The following is a 22,769-nucleotide window of genomic DNA, read 5'->3' on the forward strand; positions in this document are numbered from 1 at the left end:
TTTAGAGTAAATAATGATAGGCAGTTACACAAAATTAGTTACATCCTCACATTATATTATGGATGTATTTTTTCTGAGGTCGGCTTTTTTCTTATAATTTCTTTTTTGGCTTCATCAAGCTTTATAAAATAAGCATTACCGCCAATACCTTTAAACTCTTCATCTGTAAATACAATAGTATTGTCATCAAAAAAAGTGATAGCTTCTTTTTGAGTCACTATTCCTAAGTCAATTTTTGATACATCGCCAGAAAAAAACTTATCACCCTCAAAATTTTCGAATAACCAAATACTGGTTGAATCAAGTAATATCAGCTTTTTACGATCAGGGCTTAAAGCAGCCGATGTTATCCAGCATAGCTTTTCTAAAGTGGTACATGTTTTAAATGAGTCTATTAACTCTGCTTTAAAATTAGCGGCATGATCGCCCACTTTATAAACCTTAGTAATACCGTCAAATGGCTCTGTGCGGTTTTTAGTAAATAAATATAAGTGACGTCCTAGAGCTACAAATGCCTCTAAATCAAAATTACGTTTATTGGGCTTTATAGGACTGCCATCCATTTCGGGGTAGGTAAACTTAATTATTTCTGCTTGAGTCGTATCTGTTTTTATATCTATCGGGTTTTCTATTTTATAAATAGTGAGCCATCTACGATCGTTTTTGTTGTTACCAAAATCGCCTAAAAAGAAGTGCCCAAATTTGTTTTGGGTCATGTCTTCCCAATCAATGTTTTTAGCGTTTTCAACTAAAATTTCTTTAGCAATAGAACCGTCTTTATTGAGTCTGTATAGCTTTGGTTCATTGCCTCCGTCGTTAATTGCCCATAAACGTTGCTGTTTATCAAATTCTATTCCTGATATTTCTTTTAATTTAGGATCAACTGAGATTTCTTTTTTACTGTATAAGGTATAAATTGAAGTACCAATAAATGCAGCTACAACTAAAAAAATGATGGTGGTAGTTATTAAAATGCTTTTTTTCAACATGAAATTAATGATATTTCAGAGTATTAGAATGATGTGTATTATCCATGATGAAGTAATATAAAAAAAGTAATTTAGGATTTTAAATTTTCTTCGGATATTTGCAGCTATAAATATTTATATATTGAACTAATGAGGTTTTTAATAGTTTGTTGGTTTGAATATTGCTCTGTATGTTAAGTATCATTTAAAGCGTATTGTATATAAGGTTAATGCACCTTTTTGGTGTAATTGAAATATTATTTGCACTGTAATAAAGCGCAAATAAAGTTTTGTTTAACTAATAACACGTTTAATGATTTTTAGATGGTTACCACATCGCCTTTTTGTTTAGTTGTATGGCCTGTGGCAAAGATTAAGTACCCTTTTTGGTTTAGTTGGAGCCTGCTATGTTGAATAAACGTTTTTTTAAAACAAAAGATGAAGCTGAAGTTACTTTTGAATTTTCTCATCCAGAGGCAGAAGAAGTTTGCTTATTAGGTGAATTTAATGATTGGCAACCAGTGCCAATGAAGCTTTATAAAAAACAAGGTGTGTTTAAATTTAAGCAACGCTTACCTATCGATCAACAATTTCACTTTCGTTATCTAATTAATGGAGACATTTGAGATAACGACCATCAAGCTGACGGTTATATCGGCAATACATTTGGCACAGAAAACAGCATAGTAAATACTCAACGCACTAATTAAGGCGATTCAATGGATGCTCTTTCGCAGTTGTTTTACCTGCATGGTATTGGCTTTGAATTCACTAAGTATACAGGTGAACAGGTATTTTTTAGCGAAGAAACGCGTAAACGTGCTTTGCAATGTTGTGGTGTTGATACAAATAATGAAGCAGGAATAGCTCAACTAACTTATGATTTAGATGCATCGCTTTGGCTTGATTTAGTACCTAGTGTGAGTTTAGTTGAGCAAAGTGCATGTTTGTTAAAGCTTCGTATAGATGAACGTCAGCAATATTTAGCCGCTAACATTGATGTCCCTTCACTTGGAATGCATTTAGCATTTGATAACCTTTATAACTTGGCTGTCACTGGTGAATATTACTTGCATGGCGTTCGCTATATTGAGCTGGCACTACCCATAGATAATATGTCAATTGGCTATCATGACGCTAATGTTCAGGTAGGTGAGCAACACGCTATTACACAAATTTGGTGCGTGCCTGAGCAAGTCTTTCAAGTGGGAGACACAAAGCGCACTGGATTATCTATTCAGCTTTACACATTAAAAAATAGAGCGAATTTGGGTATTGGCGACTTTGACGATTTATTAGCGCTTACAAAACTATGCAGCTTCCAAAACATGGATTATATATTACTTAATCCACTGCATTTGTTATTTGCTGATATGCCAGAGCGAGCCAGTCCTTATAGCCCTAATAGTCGCGCTTTATTAAATCCTCTTTATATTTCTATCGTACTAAGCGAAGACGCAATAAATAACGAAAACCTTGACGCCATTATGCAGCAAGATGATGTCGCTGCGCTTATTAAAAGTAATGATCAGTTTATAGATTATGAAAATGTAAGCCGTACAAAGTATACGTTATTTGAAGCGCTTTATAATCAGTTTGAATTAACGGCAAGTGATGAGCGTCGCCAAGCGTTTACTGATTTTTGTAATACTCATTCTACTACGTTAAATACCCTCGAATCAGATAACCTAACATTTGCTTATTACCTGCAATGGCAAGCGCATATGCAACTGGCACTGTGTCAAAACAGTTGCGCAGAGAGAGGCATGGCTATTGGCTTAATAAACGACTTAGCTGTTGGTTGTGCTGGCGATGGGGCTGAATTTAAAAATCAGCAATCGTTGTTTAGCCAAGGTGCAAGTGTAGGCGCTCCACCCGATCCATGGGCTGAAGCAGGTCAAAATTGGGGCCTCCCAGCCCTCAATCCCCAAAGCCTTAGTAATAATCACTACCAATTTTACCGCTCGCTCATTCGGGCAAACATGCAAAACGTAGGTGGACTTCGAATTGACCACGTAATGGCTATTAGGCGCCTATGGTGGTGCTTCGAAAGCAATGGCGAACAAGACGGCTGTTATGTTTATTATCCGTTTGAGCATTTACTTGCCATTTTAAAAATTGAATCGCATATTAATCAGAGTATTGTTATTGGTGAAGATTTAGGCATCGTACCGCCAGAGGTTAGGGAAGCTTTGGCATCTAGCGGTATTTTTTCCAACAGCTTATTCTATTTTGAGAAACAGCACAGTGGAGAGTTTTTATCGGTAGATGAGCTGGCAACACATTGTTTGTTAATGATAGCTAATCACGATGTTCCTCCATTTACAGGCTGGTGGCAACATGATGATTTAGATATTAAGCAACAATATAAGCTTATAACTTGCAATGAATACGAGCAACTAAAGCAACAGCGAATAGAAGAGCAACAAAGGTTACTACGTTTTATTAATCACCATGGCAATACAACTGAGCTTTTATTACATAGTGAAGCTGTGACTGTTTATAGCGCACTTGCATTGTGTTTAGCAGGCTCTCAATCGCGTTTATTTGCAATACAAATAGATGACTTAGATGAGCAAAAGTATCCGGTTAATATCCCCGGGACAGATAAAGAATATCCTAATTGGCGACGTGTATTAACGCATACCAGTGAAGAAATTTTTACCAAAAATGCCTCACTTTTAGCTGCTATCGATTCAATAAGGAAAGGTTAAATGAGCAGTACAACTAATGAAAATAGTTACGATGCACAAGTACACGCATTAAATATAGGGCGATTTAAAGACCCATTTAGCTTCTTAGGGGCACATAAAACGGATGCTGAGGTTGAAATTCGTTTTTATCTACCTTGTGCAATAAGCGTAAGTGTTACATTAAATAATAAAAGTATTAAGGCGAAACGCTACCAGCAAAGTGACTTATTTATAGCCAAAGTTGATGCTTTGCCCACTGCGCCATATGAATGCATTGCTCAGTACACAGATAGCAGCGTTACCTTTTATGATGAATACAGTTTCCAAAGCACACTTGATGCAGAGGCAATGTATTTATTTAACGAAGGCAGTCTTGAACATGCTTACTCGCATTTTGGTGCACATTTTAGTACTCAACAAAACGTAGACGGTGTACGTTTTTGTGTATGGGCGCCTAATGCGGCAAGTGTCTCTATTATTGGTGAGTTTAACTTTTGGCAAGCGAATCGCCACTTTATGCGCTTTCATCCTGCAAGTGGTGTATGGGAGTTATTTGTACCAGGCCTTAAAGCTGACATGTGCTACAAATTTGCAATTACCGCGCAAAGTGGAGAGGTGCTCGAAAAAGCCGACCCCTATGCATTTAAAATGCAACAAGCACCTGGCACCGCAAGTGTACTGCAGTATAAACCAGAACCTATAAAGCTTGGCGAGCAGGCACTTCAAAACAGACAAAAGCGTAACCATATTGATGCACCAATTAGTATTTACGAAGTGCATTTAGGCTCATGGCAACGCGCTGAAAACAACCGTTATTTAAGTTACACAGAGCTTGCCGACAAACTCGTTAGCTACGCTCTTGAAATGAATTTTACTCACCTGCAACTTATGCCAATAAGTGAATACCCGTTTGATGGTTCGTGGGGGTATCAGCCTGTTGGATTATTTGCACCTACCAGCCGCTTTGGCGGCTACAACAGCTTTAAATACTTTGTAGAGCAGTGCCACAAAGCTAATTTAGGTATTTTACTTGATTGGGTGCCAGGGCATTTTCCAAGTGATCCGCATGGCTTACATCGATTTGATGGCACCCATTTATATGAGCATGCTGATAAACGCCAAGGGTTTCATCCTGATTGGAATACCTACATTTATAACTACGACCGTCCTGAAGTTAAAAGCTTTTTAATATCAAATGCTATGTATTGGCTACATCAATTTGGTTTAGATGGCCTGCGTGTAGATGCCGTAGCTTCTATGTTGTATTTAGATTACAGCCGAAAAGAAGGCGAGTGGGTTGCTAATTGCTACGGTGGGCGTGAAAACTTAGGTGCAATTGAGTGCCTAAAGCAAGTCAATATGCGCAGCTATAAAAACAACCCAGGCATTATGATGGTGGCTGAGGAGTCAACAGCATGGCCGGGTGTCACCCAAAGTGTTGAGCACAACGGTTTAGGCTTTGGTTATAAGTGGAACATGGGTTGGATGAACGATAGTTTGCATTACATGCAGCACGACCCGCTTTATCGTCAGCATCATCATCACGAAATGACTTTTTCGATGGTATACGCGTTTAGCGAAAACTATATATTGCCATTAAGCCACGATGAGGTAGTACATGGTAAAGGCTCGTTAATTGAAAAAATGCCAGGCGATGATTGGCAGAAATTTGCAAATTTACGCGCTTATTACGCATTTATGTGGGCACACCCGGGTAAAAAACTCTTATTTATGGGCGGTGAAATTGCACAGCGAAAAGAGTGGGGACACGATCATTCTATTGATTGGCATTTACTTGAGCACCAAAGCCATAATGGTATAAAGCAAACGGTAAAAACACTAAATACGGTTTATAAAAACCAACCTGCGTTGTATGAGCTAGATTCGAGCGCGGCTGGTTTTACCTGGATAGATAACAATAATAATCAGCAGAGCATTCTGAGCTTTGTTCGCTATGCTAAAAACGCAAAAAACTTTGTGGTTGTTATTGCTAATTTTACCCCCGCGTCCTATGAAAACTACGTTATTGGCGTACCGAGTAAAGGGCGTTACAAGGTCATTTTAAATACAGATGATACTCAGTTTTTTGGCTCTGGCGTAGAGGTAACTAAAGATTCATCGCAGATAGTTCAGGCAATAAACGAATCAAATCATGGTTTTAAACACAGTATTTCAATTGCCATTGGTGGCTTAACTACTATTTATTTACAAAAGGTTGATGATGAGTAACCGATTTGATGTAGCACCCGGTAATGTAGAACCACTTGGCTCTAGTGTTATTGATAATGGGGTCAACTTCGCGCTTTATGCGCCTGGGGCGAGCCAAGCTTATGTATGCCTGTTTGATAAAAGTGGCCATTCAGAAATACTAAAAATGGCGATGAATATCAACGAAGGGGGTATTTGGAGTATTCATATTTCGCCATTAAACGCCGGTGCGCTTTATGGTTTTAGAGTTGAGGGTGAATATAACCCTAAAAATGGTCAACTGTTTAACGAAAATAAGCTGCTGATAGACCCATATGCAAAAGACTTGTTTGGTGAGTTTACTTGGAGTGAACGCCATTACGGGCAAATGCCCATCGGTACTAAAAGCACTGTAAATAATGCGATTGATATACCTAAATCAAAAGTAGCGGCTCCTACGATGTATAGGCATAAAAAGCCTAACCACCGTTGGTCAAACACGGTTATTTATGAGTGTCATGTAAAAGGTACAACGTGTCGTCATCCTAAAATTCCCAAATCTCTACAAGGGAAGTTTTTAGGGTTAAGCCACCCAAGCTTTATTGAACACTTACAAAGCTTTGGTGTTACAGCCGTTGAGCTTTTACCTGTTCATTCTTTTATTAGTGAGCAATTTTTAACAGGAAAAGGGCTGCAAAACTATTGGGGTTATAACACGCTTAACTTTTTTACCCCCCATAAAGACTATTTAGTAAACGACGATATAAACGAGTTTAAGCAAATGGTGAAAGAGCTTCATGCTGCCGACATAGAAGTTATTTTAGATGTTGTTTATAACCATACCGCAGAGGCTGGGGCCGATGGCCCTATACTATCGCTTAGAGGCTTTGATAACTTAGCCTATTACCGCACAGTAGAGGGGCAGCCTGACGTATATATAAACGATACCGGCTGTGGTAATACCATAAATATTGACCACCCTAAAACACTGCAACTTGTACTTGATAGCCTTCGTTATTGGGTTGAAGTAATGGGAGTTGATGGTTTTAGGTTTGATTTAGCGACCATTTTAGGCCGCTCAAAAGCAGGCTTTAGCTCCGCACATACTTTTTTACAAGTAGTTGCCCAAGACCCTGTGCTTAACAAAGTTAAGTTAATAAGTGAGCCTTGGGATATAGGCCCAGGTGGTTATCAGCTTGGTGCATTCCCGCCGCCATGGCGAGAATGGAACGATCAATACCGCGATGTAATTAGACGTTTTTGGCAAAGTGAAACAGGCATTATTGCCAACGTTGCAAAACGTTTGCATGGATCGTTTGATATTTTTGAGCACAGCCAACGTGGGCCGCTCAATAGTATTAATTTTATAGCGAGTCATGATGGTTTTACCCTTGCTGATTTAGTGAGTTATGAGCATAAACATAACGAAGCTAATGGCGAGCAAAATCGAGATGGGCACAGTGCAAATCATTCGTTTAACTGTGGGGTAGAAGGTTTTACCAGCGACTCTAAAATAAACGCACTGCGCTTACAGCAACAAAAGAACTTTTTACTTACTTTAATTCTCTCAAAAGGTGTTCCCATGATTGCTGCTGGTAGCGAAATGGCGCACTCGCAAGGGGGGAATAACAATGCTTATTGCCAAAATAATCGCACTAGTTGGCTTGCCTGGAAAGATTCTCAACTTAATCATTCGTTAACACGATTTATTGATGATGCATTAAAAATTAGACGTGCGCACAGTGCGTTTAAACACAGTGTATTTTTAGATGATATAGACGAGCGTTTTACCGTTAAGTGGTTTACCGAACAAGGTAAAACCATGACTGATGCTCACTGGCATGAAGATACCAGACAGTTTTTAATGTATAGCTTACTTGATAAGCAAAACAATCATGCATTGCTGATTGTATTTAATGCCAGTGAAAAAACAATTTTTTGTCAAATGCCCCCATCGCCAATTAATGCGCCGTGGCAAATGATTCTATCAAGTGTACATAATGCATCTGTGAGCAGTAATGAAGATGCGATGGTTGAAATTTCAGCACAAAGTAGTTGGGTTTTTAGTGCCAATTTAGAGGATGTTAGTCATGGTTAAACAAAGTGATCAAGTGTGTGTAGTAAAGGGCTGGCAAGAAGGGCCAGTTATTGATGAAAGTACGCTTAAAGATGACTTAACACGGCATTTTTATTATACCCTCGGCCGAGATAAGGTGGGTGAATCGCAGCATTATTTGTATCACGCATTAGCGCTTACTATTCGCGACAGACTTGTGGCCCGCTGCAGAGAAACGAATCAACAAATTAAGCAAGAGAAACGGCGCAAAACGGCTTACCTTTCTCTTGAGTTTTTGATGGGGCGTGCGCTAGGTAATGCTGTTTTAAATCTAGATTTAGATAAACAAGTAAGCTCAGCACTACAAGAGTACTGCACAACAATAGAAACAATTGAAGACGCCGAGCACGACGCTGGCCTAGGAAATGGCGGGCTAGGGCGCCTTGCAGCCTGCTTTTTAGATAGCTGTGCTAGTTTAGCGTTGCCTGTTATTGGCTATGGCCTACGATACGAATACGGCATGTTTAATCAATCGATTAAAGATGGTAACCAAATTGAGCAACCAGATAACTGGCTACGTGAAGGACATCCATGGGAGCTAAGCGCACCAGAGCATGCAAAACGTGTGAAGTTTGGTGGCTATGTGCAAAGTTACACAGATAAATTTGGCAGAGAGCACCGTCAATGGATGGGCTCACAAGATGTATTAGCTGTACCGTACGATGTACCTGTCCCTGGTTATAAAAACAATATCGTAAATACACTACGTCTGTGGAAATCAGAGGCAACAGATGAATTTAATTTAACCGAATTTAATGCGGGCAGTTACTCAGAAGCCGTCGCACAAAAAAATCTAGCCGAACAGATCACCATGGTGCTGTATCCAAATGACAGCAGCGAAAATGGTAAGGAGCTTAGGTTACGCCAACAATACTTTTTATCATCGGCGAGTATTCAAGACGTAGTAGACCAATGGGTTTCTCAACATGGCGAGAGCTTTAGTGACTTTGCTGATTTTCATGTTTTTCAGTTAAACGACACGCATCCAAGTATTGCTGTTGCAGAGCTAATGCGTATTTTAATTGATGATTACGAATTAAATTGGAACGATGCGTGGCAAATCACAACTAAAACCATGGCCTATACAAATCATACGCTACTTCCTGAAGCGCTTGAAAAATGGTCTGTTTTGTTGTTTTCAAAATTATTACCACGCATTTTAGAAATAGTTTACGAGATAAATGCACGCTTTTTAGCACAAGTTGCACAGCAATGGCCGGGAGATGTTGAAAAGCAACGTGCATTGTCACTGATTGAAGAGGGTGATGAGCCGCAAATTCGTATGGCTTATTTAGCTATTGTAGGTAGTTACTCTGTAAATGGCGTAGCAGCACTTCATACTGAACTGTTAAAAGCGGGATTATTTAAAGAATTTTATGCATTGTGGCCAGATAAGTTTAATAACAAAACAAATGGTGTAACGCCTCGTCGATGGCTTGCGCATTGTAATCCAGTATTAAGTGAATTAATTGGTGGAAAAATTGGTCATGACTGGGTTAAAAACTTCTCAAAAATTAGTGACCTACGTCGTTTTTATGACAACAAGGCATTTCATGAGCAGTGGCAAAATGCTAAACGTGAAAACAAACAACGTTTAGTTGATTTAGTTAAGGCGCGCTGCGATATCGATTTTGATGTATCAATGATGTTTGACGTACAAGTAAAACGTATCCACGAATACAAACGTCAGCTATTAAACATACTTCATGTGATTCATTTATATGACCGCATTCGCCGTGGGGATACCCAAGGACTTGTTCCTCGTTGTGTTCTATTAGGTGGTAAAGCAGCGCCAGGTTATTACATGGCTAAAAAAATTATTAAGCTTATTAATAACGTGGCAGAGGTTATAAATAAAGACCCTCAAGCTGCACCATATTTACGCGTCGCATTTTTACCTAATTACAACGTAACCGCAATGGAAGTTATTTGTCCTGCAACCGACCTCTCAGAGCAAGTATCTACCGCAGGCAAAGAAGCGTCTGGTACTGGTAACATGAAGTTTATGATGAATGGTGCATTGACGATAGGGACGCTCGATGGTGCAAACATTGAAATTAGAGATGCCGTTGGTGCAGACAACTTCTTTTTGTTTGGCGCACAAGCTCACGAAATTGACGATATTAAATCACGTTATAATCCAGAGCATTTAATATCGCAAAATAGCGATTTAAAGAATGTGATGCAATTACTCGAGAGCGGGCATTTTAATTTATTTGAGCCATGCTTATTTGACGATATAACAAATGCAATTAAGAGCCCGCACGATCCATGGCTTGTTGCGCACGATTTTGAAAGTTATGTAGCAGCTCAAAAAGAAGTTGATAAAGCTTACGCAGATCAAACCTACTGGACACAAATGAGTATTTTAAATACGGCAGCCAGTGGACTGTTTTCAAGTGATAGAACCATAAGCCAATACAGTGAAGACATTTGGCATTTAGAACCCCTCAATATTAGTGAAACAGACTTAACGACAACTAAAAGCCATGCCACTAACAGCCTAGACTAAATGGAGAGAGTATTATGCCTAATTATGCAAATCGCTACATAAGTAGCCTAACCAGAGAAACTTACGCGTTAATACTGGCAGGCGGACGCGGTTCTCGCCTGCATGAGCTAACCGATTGGCGAGCAAAGCCAGCAGTTTACTTTGGTGGTAAGCATCGAATTATCGATTTTCCACTATCAAACTGCATTAACTCGGGTGTGAGACGTGTTGGTATTGCTACACAATATAAATCACATTCATTAATACGCCATGTAAACCGCGCATGGGGGCACTTTAAAAAAGAGCTAGGAGAGTCGGTTGAAATACTACCTGCATCTCAGCGCCAAGGTGATGATTGGTATTGTGGAACCGCAGATGCTGTTTTTCAAAACATAGATATTATTCGTCATGAGCTTCCTAAATATGTGATGATTTTGTCTGGAGATCATGTGTACCGTATGGACTATGGTGCTTTATTGGCTGAACATGTGCAAAAAGGCGCAGATATGACTGTGTGTTGTATTGAAGTCCCAGTAGAGGAAGCCGCAGACACGTTTGGTGTAATGACCGTTGATGAAGAAAATAGAGTGTGTCGTTTTGATGAAAAACCAGCAATGCCGAGCTCCGTACCCGGCAAGCCAGGTACATGTTTAGCATCAATGGGGAACTACATTTTCAATACAGAATTTTTATTTGAGCAACTTAAAAAAGATTCTGAAAATGAAGGCTCTGGACGCGATTTTGGTCACGATATTATTCCAGCGATTATAGAAGAGCATAATGTATTTGCTTTCCCATTTAGAGATCCAAACCAAGAAGGGCAACCTTATTGGCGCGATGTAGGTACGCTTGACTCGTTCTGGGAAGCTAATATGGAACTGGTAATGCCAGAGCCACAACTTGATTTATACGATCCAACGTGGCCAATATGGACTTATCAAGAGCAACTACCACCTGCTAAATTTATTTTCGATGACGAAGATAGACGTGGTATGGCTTTAGACTCAACAGTCTCGGGTGGGTGTATTATTTCGGGCTCTGCGGTTAGAAAATCCCTGTTGTTTTCTAACGTTCACGTTCGCTCATTTTGTACTATTGAGCAGTCGGTTATTTTACCCGGTGCGGTTATAAACCGAGGTTGTAAAATTAAACGCGCAATAATAGATAGAAGCTGTGAAATACCTGCGGGTCTTGAAATCGGTTTTGACAAAAAAACAGATGAAGAAAACGGCTTTAGGGTATCTAAAAAAGGTATCGTTCTTGTTACACGTGATATGCTCACTGAGCTTGCAAAAAAGTTAGAACGCCAAGCGCGAGAAAATAAAAAGCTAGCGTAACAACAAGTTAGATAAGCACGACAACATAGCTTGCTCATTTGTGAGCAAGCTCACACAGGTTTAAAGGAAATAATAAATTAATGCATGTATTAATGGTTGCAGCAGAAAATGACGCGTTACCAGGCGCAAAAGTAGGCGGTGTGGCAGATGTAGTACGCGATGCACCTAAGGCTCTTGCAAAGCAAGGTATAACGGTTGATGTTGTTATTCCTGATTACGGGTTTGAGCCGCTTGAGCGTATTTATATAGGTGAAGTAACCGTTGCATTTAATGCTCAACCCCATGTATTAACCATTTTTAAAGTACAACAAGCCGAAAATAATGTAAGCCAAATTGTTATTAGCCACCCGTTATTTAGTGAATCAGGCAGTGTATATTGTAATGATGCACCGGGGAGGCCTTTTGCAACTGATGCGACAAAATTTGCTTTATTTAATGCAGCTGTCTGCGAAGCATTATTACAAGGTGTATTAAAGCCCCCTACAGCTCTACATTTACATGATTGGCACAGCGCCTGCGTTGCAGTTTTACTTAAGTTTGAGCCACGTTATAGCTCACTTAATACCTTACCCATTGCCTACACAGTACATAATATTGCACTGCAAGGTATTAGACCTTTCAAACATGATGATTCAAGCTTAGAGGCGTGGTTTCCGTCACTTAGCTATAATGGCCAGCAACTATGTGACCCTCGTTATCCGCATTGCTTTAACCCTATGCGCAGTGCAATAAATCTGTGCGATAAAATACATGTTGTATCACCAACCTACAGCCAAGAGGTTCTTGAACCTAGTAATTACGAGCATGGTTTTTTTGGTGGCGAAGGGCTTGAGCAAGATCTGCAAAATGCAGCAAGCCAAGGAAAGCTTGTCGGTATTTTAAACGGATGTGAGTATCCAAGTAATGAACTTGAAGGGGTAACTCTTGCCGATTTTTATAGCCAAGCAGGGAACACTTTATTTACTTGGATGGCAAATAGCGAGCAGTTACAAAGCGGCTACTATATTGCCCACCAACGACTACAGCAATTTAAAGCAACGATTAATAATGGCCCATTAGTCACAAGCGTTGGCCGACTTACAGAGCAAAAAGTGTTGTTATTGTGCCAGCAAGTTAATGGAGCTTTAGCTATTGATAAAGTGTGCCAATTAATTAGTGAACATAATGGCAGACTTATTATTCTCGGCTCGGGTGACAAAGAGCTCGAAAGCATATTTACCAAAGCAATGGCGCGTAATTCCAATCTTTTATTTTTAAAGGGCTATGGGCAAGGTGTTGGCGATTTAATGTATCAAGTAGGTGACTTATTTTTAATGCCAAGCTCGTTTGAACCGTGTGGTATTAGCCAAATGCTAGCAATGCGAGCGGGGCAACCGTGTTTAGTTCACAGTGTTGGCGGATTAAAAGATACAGTTAAACACCACGAAAATGGTTTTAGCTTTAATGGAGATACGTTAGCAACGCAAACGCGTAATTTAATTAGCTGTTTAGACGAAACTCTCTTAATTAAAAAGCAAAATCCTAAAAAGTGGCATAAAATTAAGCACAGCGCAGAGCAAATGCGTTTTTCGTGGCCACAAGTGGCAACTGATTATATAACAACCTTATACCGGTAAATCGTTTCTGTACTTTAAAGTTTAGTGACAAATCTACCTGCTTAGGGTTTAATTACTTAGTATTATATAAAAGCTAAGAAGTAGGTAATGTGTCTGTATTTGTTGCAAGGCAAGCAATATTCAATCGAAGTAAAAAAGTAGTAGCCTATGAGCTACTTTTTCGTGATAGTCCAAAAAATTATTTTCCAGATATTGCAGAAGGCCAAGCAACAGCAAGGCTTATTATGGAAAATCAATTAAATTTAGGTACACGCCATATTACATCAGGCAAAAAAGCGCTTATAAATATAGGACCTGAATCATTAAAACTCGATTTATGTGCTTTCTTACCATGCCAAGACGTTGTGATTGAGTTGCTCGAAACCATAGAACCTACCGACGACAACTATGAGCTATGCCGAGGTTTATTTCATAGTAACTACAAACTCGCGCTCGATGATTTTGTATATAAACCACAATGGGATCGTTTTCTAAAGCTTGTGAAGCTCATTAAATTTGATATTGCAATTACACCTCTTAGCGAAATACAGCCCATAGTTACTAAGTTACAAGCGCATAAACAAATAAAAATACTAGCCGAAAAAATAGAAACACAAGAAGACTATGAGCTTGCCTTTGATATGGGGTTTGATTATTTTCAAGGCTATTTTTTTGCAAAGCCTACCATGATCAAGCAAAACGACATTGATTATAATTATGGTTTAGTCGTCGCTATTTACGCAGAAATAATGAAGCAAAGCCCTGACATTAAAACAATCGCAAGCCTGTTTGAGCTAGATGCTGCACTCGCATATAAGTTACTGAGATTAATAAACAGCGGTGTGTTTCCTATACAAAGCCAAATATCGTCATTAAAGCAAGCGCTCGTGTATTTAGGACACGAACGCCTTAAAAAGTTTGTGAGCCTTATTGTTACTGCTCATACAGCGGGTAAAAAACCTGCAGAGCTAATGCAAGTGTGTGTTGTACGTGCTCGTTTTTGTGAGCTTGTGGCAAAAAAGGTTAATAAAAGTCAGTCAGGCGAAGCATTTTTAACAGGATTATTTTCACTGCTAGATGCAATCCTTGATCAACCAATGAGCTTGCTTGTTGAAAAGCTACCTTTCCCTGATGAAATAAAAACGGCATTATTAGGGGACAAAAACACACTTTATTATATTTTAAACGTTGTTAAAGCATATGAAACAGGAAGCTGGTGGGCACTTGAACAAGCTGTACTTTTGTTGAATATTGACAGTGCTATACTACCTCCACTTTACCAGCAGTCAGTCGATTGGGCTGACAGTTATAAGAATAATATTTAACGGATAATAGCTTTAATGCGCAATTATAATATGGACTTTATTCGCGGCGTTGCCGTGCTTGGCCTAGTTTACATGAATGCTTACGCCTTCGGCCTTTTTGACTACGGATATACCTCCTTAACTAATCCTCCTGTTAGCGACTCAATTATTCACACCCTTAGCAGCGTGTTTGTAGACGGGCGTTTTAGAACGCTGTTTAGTTTGCTTTTTGGTGCTGGGCTTTATATTCAGTGGCAACGTTACAAGTCTGAAGTGCAGATAAAAAGCAGGCTCTATTGGTTAATCCTCTTTGGTTTAGCGCATGGTTTTTTACTTTGGGCCGGTGATATTTTATTTGTTTACGGTGTATCTGGCTGGTTTGTTATTAAATATTTAGAAAGTGATAGCAACGTACTTTTAAAAAGAGGGTTTGCATTTACCTTGTTGTCGGCTGTGATTACCTTACTTGTTATATCTAGCGTACCCGATGAAATAATTTACCGCGATACAGCACAGTTTATTGAATTATATAACCCACACTATATTGATTACTTTATTAGTAACCTTGCTATGAACACGTTAATGCTTGTTATGGTGCCAATAATGACAATGTGGATGTGCGTGGGCCTTATGCTCATTGGCATTTATTTATATAAACAAGACGTTTTTAGTAAAGGCTTAACGACTCAGCAATTAATAGTTTGCGGTGCAATGACCCTTGTTTTTTGTGGAATCAGGCTTTATGCATCACAGCTTAATGGCAGCTTAGGATATGGGGTGCAAGAATTTGTAAATATTTTTGCGGCGCTAGGTATGGCTACGCTGTATATTCATTTAATTGTTAAATTTTGCAATAACAGCGCACACGTTGGCACGCTTATTCAACAAGCGGGGCGCTTAGCATTTACTTTATATATTAGCCAAACACTCATACAACTGTTGTTATATAAAGTGCTATTTACGCACTGGGTGCTCAATTTTGATCGTATTGACTACTGGTTAGTTGCAACGGCATTAGTTGCACTGCAGCTCATATTTACCTTTATATACAGCCGCTATTTTAACCAAGGCCCGCTTGAATTTGTATGGCGTAAATTAACGAAAGCAAAAATTAATGCTTAAACACCTATAAATTTTAAATTAGGGGCGAAAAAATAGTGTGGGTGGTTTACACTACTCGCCTTAAAAATTACTACGCTATAAGTGCCATGACCGAATTAAAACGTTTAAATAAATTTATTAGTGAAACAGGATTTTGTTCACGCCGCGAAGCCGATAAATATATTGAGCAAGGTCGTGTCAGCGTTAATGGCTACTCGCCTGAAATGGGCGTAAAAGTAGCTGCTACCGATGTTGTATTAGTTGATGGCAAGCCACTTAAAGCCACACCAAAGCGCGTTTATATCGCTTACAATAAACCCGTTGGTATTACGTGTACTACCGAAAGTAAAATTCAAAGTAATATTATTCGCGCGGTAAATTATCCTACGCGTATATTTCCAATAGGGCGTTTAGATAGACCGTCTGAAGGACTTATATTTTTAACTAACGAAGGCGATATCGTTAATAAAATTTTGCGTGCGGGTAATAACCACGAAAAAGAATATGTTGTTACGGTTGATAAACCGCTTAATCGTCAGTTTGTTACAAAAATGGCCAATGGCGTGCCTATTTTAGATACCGTGACTAAAAAGTGTAAAGTGACACAAACTGCCCCTAAAGAATTTAAAATAGTACTTACACAAGGTTTAAACCGCCAAATACGCCGTATGTGTGAATATTTAGGTTACGAAGTGGTGACGTTAAAGCGCACTCGTATAATGAACGTAACACTAAAAGGTTTAAAGGTAGGGCAGTGGCGTCATTTGTCTGATACTGAAATGGCGCAAATAAACGACTCGATTTCTGACTCAGGTAAAACTCAAGAACATTCGCTTGATGCTAATAAACAATCAGAAAATAATATGCTGTCGGCTCCTAAAAAGCGTGATTTTCAGGGTGAAAATCCTCGCCGTTTTAATAAAGGCGAACAAAGTGGCGAGCGTAGTACTGAGCGAAATTCAAGTCGCAACTCTGATCGCAGTAATGCTAATGGCGAGCGCAAAAATGAGCGCAGTAAAGCACCTTATCAAAAGCGTTCTACCACGTATGTTGGTAAGCCAAAAAGTATTAAAGAGAACAAGTCGTCACAGTCAAAACCTAGCTCGGGGCGTACCCTTAGCTTAAAAAAATAATCTGCACCTAAGTGGTATTCTACTACCACTGTATTTCTTGTACTATATTGCCAAGTGGGCTTGTAACGCCCACTAAATTTATATTGTTATTTTGCAAAGTCACCAATTTATTCTTATCTAAATACCACTAAAAGTGTATTTTCTGTAGTTCTGTAAACTAAGCACAGTTAGCGTTGCACAACTGTACTCATAATCAGTTGGGCAACTACCTACCTCTAGTAATTGATGCTCTTGCTGCCATATATTATTGCTGTGTTTATTGGCCCATAATTTCACAGAAATACAAACTGACGTCCATAACCATAAGTAAATTAAAATGGGCAAAAACAGTGGTATAAATGCGCTGCGGAACTTCCCATGCTCAGCAATATAATTTTTAACTGTATGTTTAAATTCAAAGTTATTATTGTATTTTTTATATAGGTGCCTTAATAAAACAACCGACAACACTATCGCCGTTATTGGAAATAACGTAAATGTTAAGGTGTTATATATACTGTTGGGGATAAAAGCGGGGTCGGCTTGTTCATCCCATGCAAGTAAAACCAGCGGAGGTGCTGTTACTAAGAGTAATAAGGCGCTGTTGAAGAGTTGCTTAAAGGTCAAAGGGTATTCACTTATAAAATGTTGCTTGTATAAAGCCCAAATTAGCGCTTAATGTTTCGCTATTAAATGCTAAAGCCAATATAAAATAAGAGTATACCTAAATAAATTGCAATCGCCGATAACGAGTTTTTAGAGCGCAGGCGATTAACAAGGTCGCGTGTGCCATCAACCATGCCTGAAATCACCAGTACTAAACCACCTGTAAATCGGTAGTTGTTTAAGTTCACGTTACCATTATCGTCAGTTATAAAGCGTAAATAACCAAAAAGTATAAAAACGCTGCCCGCTATTAGTATCGCGGTTTTAAAATTTTCCAAGGCTTTTCCATAATATTGAGTTAGATACTAAAACGGCACTAAGTTGAGTCATAATAATTTTACTATATTTCGAATTCAAATTTAGCCTAAATCCATTAAATGGCCTCATTATGTCGCTATATTAGGCGTATATACACGAAAGCTTGATTTATATTGTGCATTAGCAAGTACACCTTAGTTATATGTTGGGTAAGCTGTTAAGATGCGCCGTCTTAATAATGTAGAAAGGTTATAGAAGTAACATGTCAAAATTTTTCTTTATGGGTAAGCCCGACATAATGGGTAAAAATAACAGTAATGGATTTGCGCCAAATCGTACCGCAAAGGTAGGCACAGAGTTACACCCGTTAACGCTAATTGTAAACTCAGTTGCACGACAATCAGAAATAGAAGCCATACTAGAAGAGCATTCGCTGTTTGCTTCAATTGAAGTTAAAGCAGACGTACCAGAAGATATTCGCGAACTAGACTTTGCACTTAGCAAGTCAACACCACAAGTATTTGATAAAGTACCAGAGCGTAACGCACCTTGTGTATGTGGTAGCGGCAAAAAATATAAGAAGTGTTGCGGTTAGTTTCTTAACAACTAAATATGTAGCCTTTCTTTTTTCATCGGTATTAAATAAAAATGCCACTGACCTTGAGCCAGTGGCATTTTTTAATGTTAACCGATTATATGCTTAACTACTTACGCGGTTCGTAATCAATTCTAAATATAACCGTGTAAAGTACTGGCACTACAATTAGAGTCAAAATTGTAGCAAAGCCTAAACCAAACATAATTGTTACCGCCATTGACTGGAAGAACACGTCAAATAACAGCGGGATCATACCTAAAATAGTAGTTATAGCCGCCATAGCAACTGGGCGTACACGGCTCACACCAGAGTCAAATACGGCCTCATAGGGAGATTTACCTTCCCTTAATTCGAGATTTATTTGATCAACTAATACAATACCGTTTTTAATAAGCATACCGCTTAAGCTTAATAAACCAAGTAGTCCCATAAAACTAAACGGAGCATTCATAGCTAACAAGCCCGCGCTTACACCAATTATAGCAAGTGGCACTGTTGCCCATATAATTAGTGGTTGTTTAAGCGAGTTAAAAAGTAATACGGTTACTGCAAACATCGCTAAGTAACCCAGCGGTAATGAGCCAAATATTGCTTTTTGAGCTTTGCTTGAAGATTCAAACTCGCCGCCCCATTCCAGTTCGTAACCGCGCGGTAATTCCATGTTTTCTATTGGTCCGCGAATACGTGCAAATAGTTTAGCTGGGGTTTCATCCCCTAATACATCGTGATCGGCCATAATCGTAATTGTACGTTTGCGATCGCGGCGCATTATTAGGCTGTCTTCCCACTGTACAATAAACTCGTCTACCACTTGGGTTACTGGTACAAATACACCAAGTACTGGGCTGTATATTTGAAGGTCGTGTACGCTTTCTACGTTTAAGCGCTCGTTAGCAGGAGATCGTGCAATAATAGGCAGCAACTGCGTGCCATCGCGATATACGCCCACTTGTTTACCCGATAAACTTGTTAGTAATACATTGTCTAAGTCAGATTTACTAATACCTAAGCGGCGTGCTTTTTGCTCGTTAAACTGCGGGCGAATCATTTTAGTACGTGCACGCCAGTCATCACGAATATTGTACGCGCCATCGTCGTTACCAATAAGTTCTTCAGCTTTAGCAGCCAATTGTCTTAAAATAACAGGATCAGGGCCTGAAAAACGCGCTTCTATTTTTGCATCAGTAGAGGGGCCAATTTCCATTGGCTTAATTTTAAGCTGTGCAGAGAGTGCATGATTATTTGAGTAATCACGTACAGTTTGCATTACAGTCGCTACGGCTTCTCTGTTGGCCACACGAATAATTAATTGCCCGTACGCGGGATATGACTTTTCTGGCGCGTAGGTAAGCATAAAGCGTGGAGCGCCTTGGCCTGTTGTACTTGTTACTTCTTCAACAAGGTCTTCTTTTTGCAAAAACTCTTCAAGTTTTTTAACGCCCTCTAGGGTTGAGCGAATATCAGAGCCTTGCTCTTGCCAGTAATCTACATAAAACATAGGTGTATTAGAGGCAGGAAAAAACGACTGTTTAACAGAGCCAAAACCAACAACCGCAGTACACAGTAAAACAACCATTAATATAAGCGTGGTTTTTCTAAAGTGCAGCGCTAAATCTAAAATCGCTTTGTAACCGTTAAAAATAAAACCTTTATATGGGTCTTCATCTTCTTGGCCTTCTTCGTTTTTAAACTCGTTTTCTTTGAACATTAAATTGGCAAAAAATGGCGTTAGCGTAATGGCTGTTATCCAACTTAATAAAAGCGAAATAAACAACACCCAAAACAAACTGCCGGCAAATTCACCACTGGCATCAGAGCTTAAACCAATTGGCGCAAAGGCAGTGACTGCAATGACTGTTGCACCTAGTAAGGGCCATTTTGTTTGCTCAACAATATTAACCGCCGCTTTGAGCTTTGTTTGCCCACGTTTAAGGTTTATTAGTATCCCTTCGGTTACAACTATTGCGTTATCAACCAGCATCCCTAGGGCAATAATAAGTGCTCCAAGCGATATGCGTTGCAAGTCGATGGCAAACAACTTCATAAATATAAACGTACCCAGTACAGTAAGCAGTAAAATACCACCAATTAAAATACCGCTTTTTAAACCCATAAATAACAGCAGTACTACAAGAACAATCGCAATAGCTTCAAGTAAGCTGATAATAAAACCATCAACCGATTTTTGAACCTCTTGTGGTTGGTTGTATACCGAATTTATGTCAATACCATGAGGGCGTTGATACTCAAGTGAAGCTAAGTGATCGTCAATGTGTTTACCCACATCAACTACGTTAACTCCCGACATAAACGACACGCCAATAAGCAAAGCTTGCTGAGAATTATAACGAATAACATTGTTAGGTACTTCTGCGTACTCTCTGTAAACCTTTGCTACGTCGCCTAAATAAATAAGCTCACTTGCACCAGGTTTTGAAATTAATAGCGTTTCGAGCTCTTTTACATCTTTAAATTCGCCAGTAGGGTGCAAGCGAATTGACTCATCGCCCACGCGAATTTTACCCGCATTAGAAACCGTATTTTGCGATTGCAGTAACTGGAATATATGGCTTGGCGCAATACCTAATTGAGCAAGTTTACGCGTTGAGACTTCCACCATTACTTGCGGTTGTTGCTCACCTGCAACCGTTACTTTACTTACGCCTTTAACCAAGACTAGCTCGCGTTTTAAAAAGTCTACGTAGTCTTTAAGCTCGTCATATGAGTAGCCATCACCGGTTACCGAATACATAACACCGTAAACATCGGCAAAGTCATCTAAAACAGTACTTGGGTAAACGCCGCTGGGAAGCGAAGGGGAGAGGTCGTTAATTTTACGACGCATTTCATCCCAAATTTGGCGAAGTTGCTCTTTTCGATAAGTGCTTTTCATCTCTACCGAAATTTGCGACTTACCGTTAGATGAAATAGAAGTAACGTAATCAACATAAGGGAGTTGCTGAATTGCGTTTTCCAGAGGAAAAGTAACTTCTTCTTCAACTTGTTGCGGCGACGCGCCAGGGTACATGGTGATAACCATGGCTTTTTTAAGCGTAAACTCAGGGTCTTCTAGTTGCCCTAAATCAAAATACGATACACTACCGCCAATTAATAGCAGCAGCGTAAACATCCAACTGATTACTTTTTTCTCTATGGAGAGTTGTGCAAAGCTCATAATTATAAGCCTCGCTCTTTATTCCATGCTCTTACTTTCATGCCTTCTTTTAGTGAATGTACACCGGCTGAAACTACAATTTGGCCTTCTTCAATACCACTTAACACTTCAATACCATCGCGGTGCAACTGGCCAACCTTCACAGCTTGTTTGTGCACTTGGCTAGTTTTTGAATCAAAAAGCCATACGTAGGCGTTATCTTCAATTGATTCTTGCGGCTCAGAAAACACCGACTCGATAGGTAGTATTGTGTAGGCAACTTGCGAGCGCGTTACTTTACTTAAATCAATAAGCACGCTACCCGTCATACCTGCGAGTAAATTAAAGTCCTCAGGTACTGGTAGCGAAAATACAACCTTATAAGTAAGTGTTGCAGGATCTGCTTGGGTATCCCACTCTTTAATATCAAGTATGTATTCTTTGTCGTCAAAGCCATCAAACTTTACAGTAGGGTGGTAATCGGTGCCTTTTTTAAAACGAGCGACTATTTTTTCAGGAACCTGAATTTCTACGTCCATTAAATCGCGTGTTTCTAAGCGTAATATATTTTGCTTTGCTTGAATATTTTCAAAGTTTTTAACAAACACCTTAGCGACAGTGCCTGAAAATGGCGCGCGTAGCTCGCTGTACTCAAGGTTTGTTTGTGCAATTTTAAATGCAGACTCAGCAATTTGCATATTAGCAGTGGCTTCATCTAATTCTGATTGGCTGGTGATTTTTTTCTCAAACAATTGCTCAATTCGGCCAAGTTGTGATTTTGCCAATTCAAAGCGTGCTTTACGTTCGTCAAACTGTAACTGAAAATCTTCTGGGTCTAGTTTTGCTAATAAATCACCTTTTTCAACGTGTTCACCAGCAAGCACAGGAAACTTAACAAGTTCGCCGTTTACCCTGAAGGCTAGGTAAGAGCCTTGGTTTGCAACAACTTCAGCAGGAAAACTACGAATGTTAATTTGCGTATCATGACCTATGTTGAATAATTTAACAGGGCGAATAGGCTCTTCTTTAACTTGTTGTTCTGGCTCAGAACAGGCTATTAAGCTAAGTAAGGTCGTTGTTAATAAACATAGACGAAAGAGTTTCATGTCTTCTCCGTTGCAATGATGGCAAAATAATTAAGTGCAGCATACGCTGCAAACATATAAAATAAAAATCATTAAATTTTAGA

The 22,769-nt window shown here is 39.2% G+C and carries 14 protein-coding genes and 1 pseudogene; 11 read left to right on the plus strand and 4 right to left on the minus strand.

The window, feature by feature from the left end; genetic code table 11:
* Window positions 1-56 precede the first annotated feature (56 nt).
* Entirely contained in the window at window positions 57-989 is a 933-nt protein-coding gene (locus tag GQR53_RS00800) for a hypothetical protein (protein ID WP_165742599.1), read from the minus strand.
* A 386-nt stretch (window positions 990-1,375) separates the two neighbouring features.
* Between GQR53_RS00800 and GQR53_RS00805 the strand changes: the two are divergent.
* From GQR53_RS00805 to rluF, 10 genes and pseudogenes are all read left to right on the plus strand, one after another.
* Window positions 1,376-1,678 (plus strand): annotated as a pseudogene (locus tag GQR53_RS00805) (isoamylase early set domain-containing protein).
* A gap of 9 nt (window positions 1,679-1,687) precedes the next feature.
* Window positions 1,688-3,682: a 4-alpha-glucanotransferase gene (malQ, locus tag GQR53_RS00810; RefSeq protein ID WP_165742600.1), complete on the plus strand. Its 1,995-nt coding sequence runs from the start codon at window positions 1,688-1,690 to the stop codon at window positions 3,680-3,682.
* The gene (glgB, locus tag GQR53_RS00815) at window positions 3,683-5,890 is read left to right on the plus strand and encodes a 1,4-alpha-glucan branching protein GlgB (protein ID WP_165742601.1); all 2,208 of its coding nucleotides are present in this window, start codon (window positions 3,683-3,685) and stop codon (window positions 5,888-5,890) included.
* Window positions 5,883-7,946, plus strand: coding sequence for a glycogen debranching protein GlgX (gene glgX / locus GQR53_RS00820; RefSeq protein WP_165742602.1), 2,064 nt, complete (start codon window positions 5,883-5,885; stop codon window positions 7,944-7,946). Before glgB ends, glgX begins: the two co-directional genes overlap by 8 nt.
* Complete coding sequence (locus GQR53_RS00825; RefSeq protein WP_165742603.1) at window positions 7,939-10,476, plus strand: glycogen/starch/alpha-glucan phosphorylase; 2,538 nt, start codon at window positions 7,939-7,941, stop codon at window positions 10,474-10,476. The genes glgX and GQR53_RS00825 overlap by 8 nt, the downstream gene beginning before the upstream one ends.
* A 14-nt stretch (window positions 10,477-10,490) precedes the next feature.
* A complete protein-coding gene (gene glgC / locus GQR53_RS00830) occupies window positions 10,491-11,792 on the plus strand; it encodes a glucose-1-phosphate adenylyltransferase (protein ID WP_002958601.1) in 1,302 nt (433 codons plus the stop codon).
* Window positions 11,793-11,872: 80 nt separating this feature from the next.
* Window positions 11,873-13,408 (plus strand): glycogen/starch synthase, encoded by a 1,536-nt coding sequence (locus tag GQR53_RS00835; RefSeq protein WP_165742604.1) that lies wholly within the window; start codon window positions 11,873-11,875, stop codon window positions 13,406-13,408.
* Between the two features lie 89 nt (window positions 13,409-13,497).
* The gene (locus tag GQR53_RS00840; protein WP_149603661.1) at window positions 13,498-14,712 is read left to right on the plus strand and encodes an HDOD domain-containing protein; all 1,215 of its coding nucleotides are present in this window, start codon (window positions 13,498-13,500) and stop codon (window positions 14,710-14,712) included.
* A 30-nt stretch (window positions 14,713-14,742) separates the two neighbouring features.
* Window positions 14,743-15,813, plus strand: coding sequence for a DUF418 domain-containing protein (locus GQR53_RS00845; RefSeq protein ID WP_165742683.1), 1,071 nt, complete (start codon window positions 14,743-14,745; stop codon window positions 15,811-15,813).
* Window positions 15,814-15,899: 86 nt separating this feature from the next.
* Window positions 15,900-16,925, plus strand: coding sequence for a 23S rRNA pseudouridine(2604) synthase RluF (rluF, locus tag GQR53_RS00850; RefSeq protein WP_165742605.1), 1,026 nt, complete (start codon window positions 15,900-15,902; stop codon window positions 16,923-16,925).
* Window positions 16,926-17,593: 668 nt separating this feature from the next.
* Here the strand turns inward: rluF and GQR53_RS00855 are convergent.
* Entirely contained in the window at window positions 17,594-17,848 is a 255-nt protein-coding gene (locus tag GQR53_RS00855; protein ID WP_165742606.1) for a MetJ regulator of methionine regulon, read from the minus strand.
* 242 nt (window positions 17,849-18,090) lie between these two features.
* On the opposite strand from GQR53_RS00855, the gene GQR53_RS00860 reads away from it, so the two are divergent.
* Entirely contained in the window at window positions 18,091-18,423 is a 333-nt protein-coding gene (locus GQR53_RS00860) for a PBPRA1643 family SWIM/SEC-C metal-binding motif protein (protein ID WP_165742607.1), read from the plus strand.
* 109 nt (window positions 18,424-18,532) lie between these two features.
* Here GQR53_RS00860 and GQR53_RS00865 read toward each other — a convergent pair whose 3' ends face one another.
* On the minus strand, window positions 18,533-21,601 hold the full coding sequence (locus GQR53_RS00865; RefSeq protein WP_165742608.1) for an efflux RND transporter permease subunit: 3,069 nt from the start codon (window positions 21,599-21,601) through the stop codon (window positions 18,533-18,535).
* 2 nt (window positions 21,602-21,603) lie between these two features.
* The gene (locus GQR53_RS00870; RefSeq protein ID WP_165742609.1) at window positions 21,604-22,686 is read right to left on the minus strand and encodes an efflux RND transporter periplasmic adaptor subunit; all 1,083 of its coding nucleotides are present in this window, start codon (window positions 22,684-22,686) and stop codon (window positions 21,604-21,606) included.
* Window positions 22,687-22,769 lie beyond the last annotated feature (83 nt).

The sequence above is a fragment of the Pseudoalteromonas sp. Z9A6 genome, from assembly GCF_011378805.1.
In the GTDB taxonomy this organism is placed as follows: domain Bacteria; phylum Pseudomonadota; class Gammaproteobacteria; order Enterobacterales; family Alteromonadaceae; genus Pseudoalteromonas; species Pseudoalteromonas distincta.

Excerpts from the sequence above, each read along its gene's own strand:
- glgB (WP_165742601.1), top strand. The coding sequence starts at position 3,683 with ATGAGCAGTACAACTAATGAAAATAGTTACGATGCACAAGTACACGCA.
- malQ (WP_165742600.1), top strand. The coding sequence starts at position 1,688 with ATGGATGCTCTTTCGCAGTTGTTTTACCTGCATGGTATTGGCTTTGAA.
- GQR53_RS00865 (WP_165742608.1), bottom strand. The coding sequence starts at position 21,601 with ATGAGCTTTGCACAACTCTCCATAGAGAAAAAAGTAATCAGTTGGATG.
- GQR53_RS00835 (WP_165742604.1), top strand. The coding sequence starts at position 11,873 with ATGCATGTATTAATGGTTGCAGCAGAAAATGACGCGTTACCAGGCGCA.
- GQR53_RS00860 (WP_165742607.1), top strand. The coding sequence starts at position 18,091 with ATGTCAAAATTTTTCTTTATGGGTAAGCCCGACATAATGGGTAAAAAT.
- glgX (WP_165742602.1), top strand. The coding sequence starts at position 5,883 with ATGAGTAACCGATTTGATGTAGCACCCGGTAATGTAGAACCACTTGGC.
- GQR53_RS00800 (WP_165742599.1), bottom strand. The coding sequence starts at position 989 with ATGTTGAAAAAAAGCATTTTAATAACTACCACCATCATTTTTTTAGTT.
- GQR53_RS00870 (WP_165742609.1), bottom strand. The coding sequence starts at position 22,686 with ATGAAACTCTTTCGTCTATGTTTATTAACAACGACCTTACTTAGCTTA.
- GQR53_RS00825 (WP_165742603.1), top strand. The coding sequence starts at position 7,939 with ATGGTTAAACAAAGTGATCAAGTGTGTGTAGTAAAGGGCTGGCAAGAA.
- GQR53_RS00845 (WP_165742683.1), top strand. The coding sequence starts at position 14,743 with ATGGACTTTATTCGCGGCGTTGCCGTGCTTGGCCTAGTTTACATGAAT.
- glgC (WP_002958601.1), top strand. The coding sequence starts at position 10,491 with ATGCCTAATTATGCAAATCGCTACATAAGTAGCCTAACCAGAGAAACT.
- rluF (WP_165742605.1), top strand. The coding sequence starts at position 15,900 with ATGACCGAATTAAAACGTTTAAATAAATTTATTAGTGAAACAGGATTT.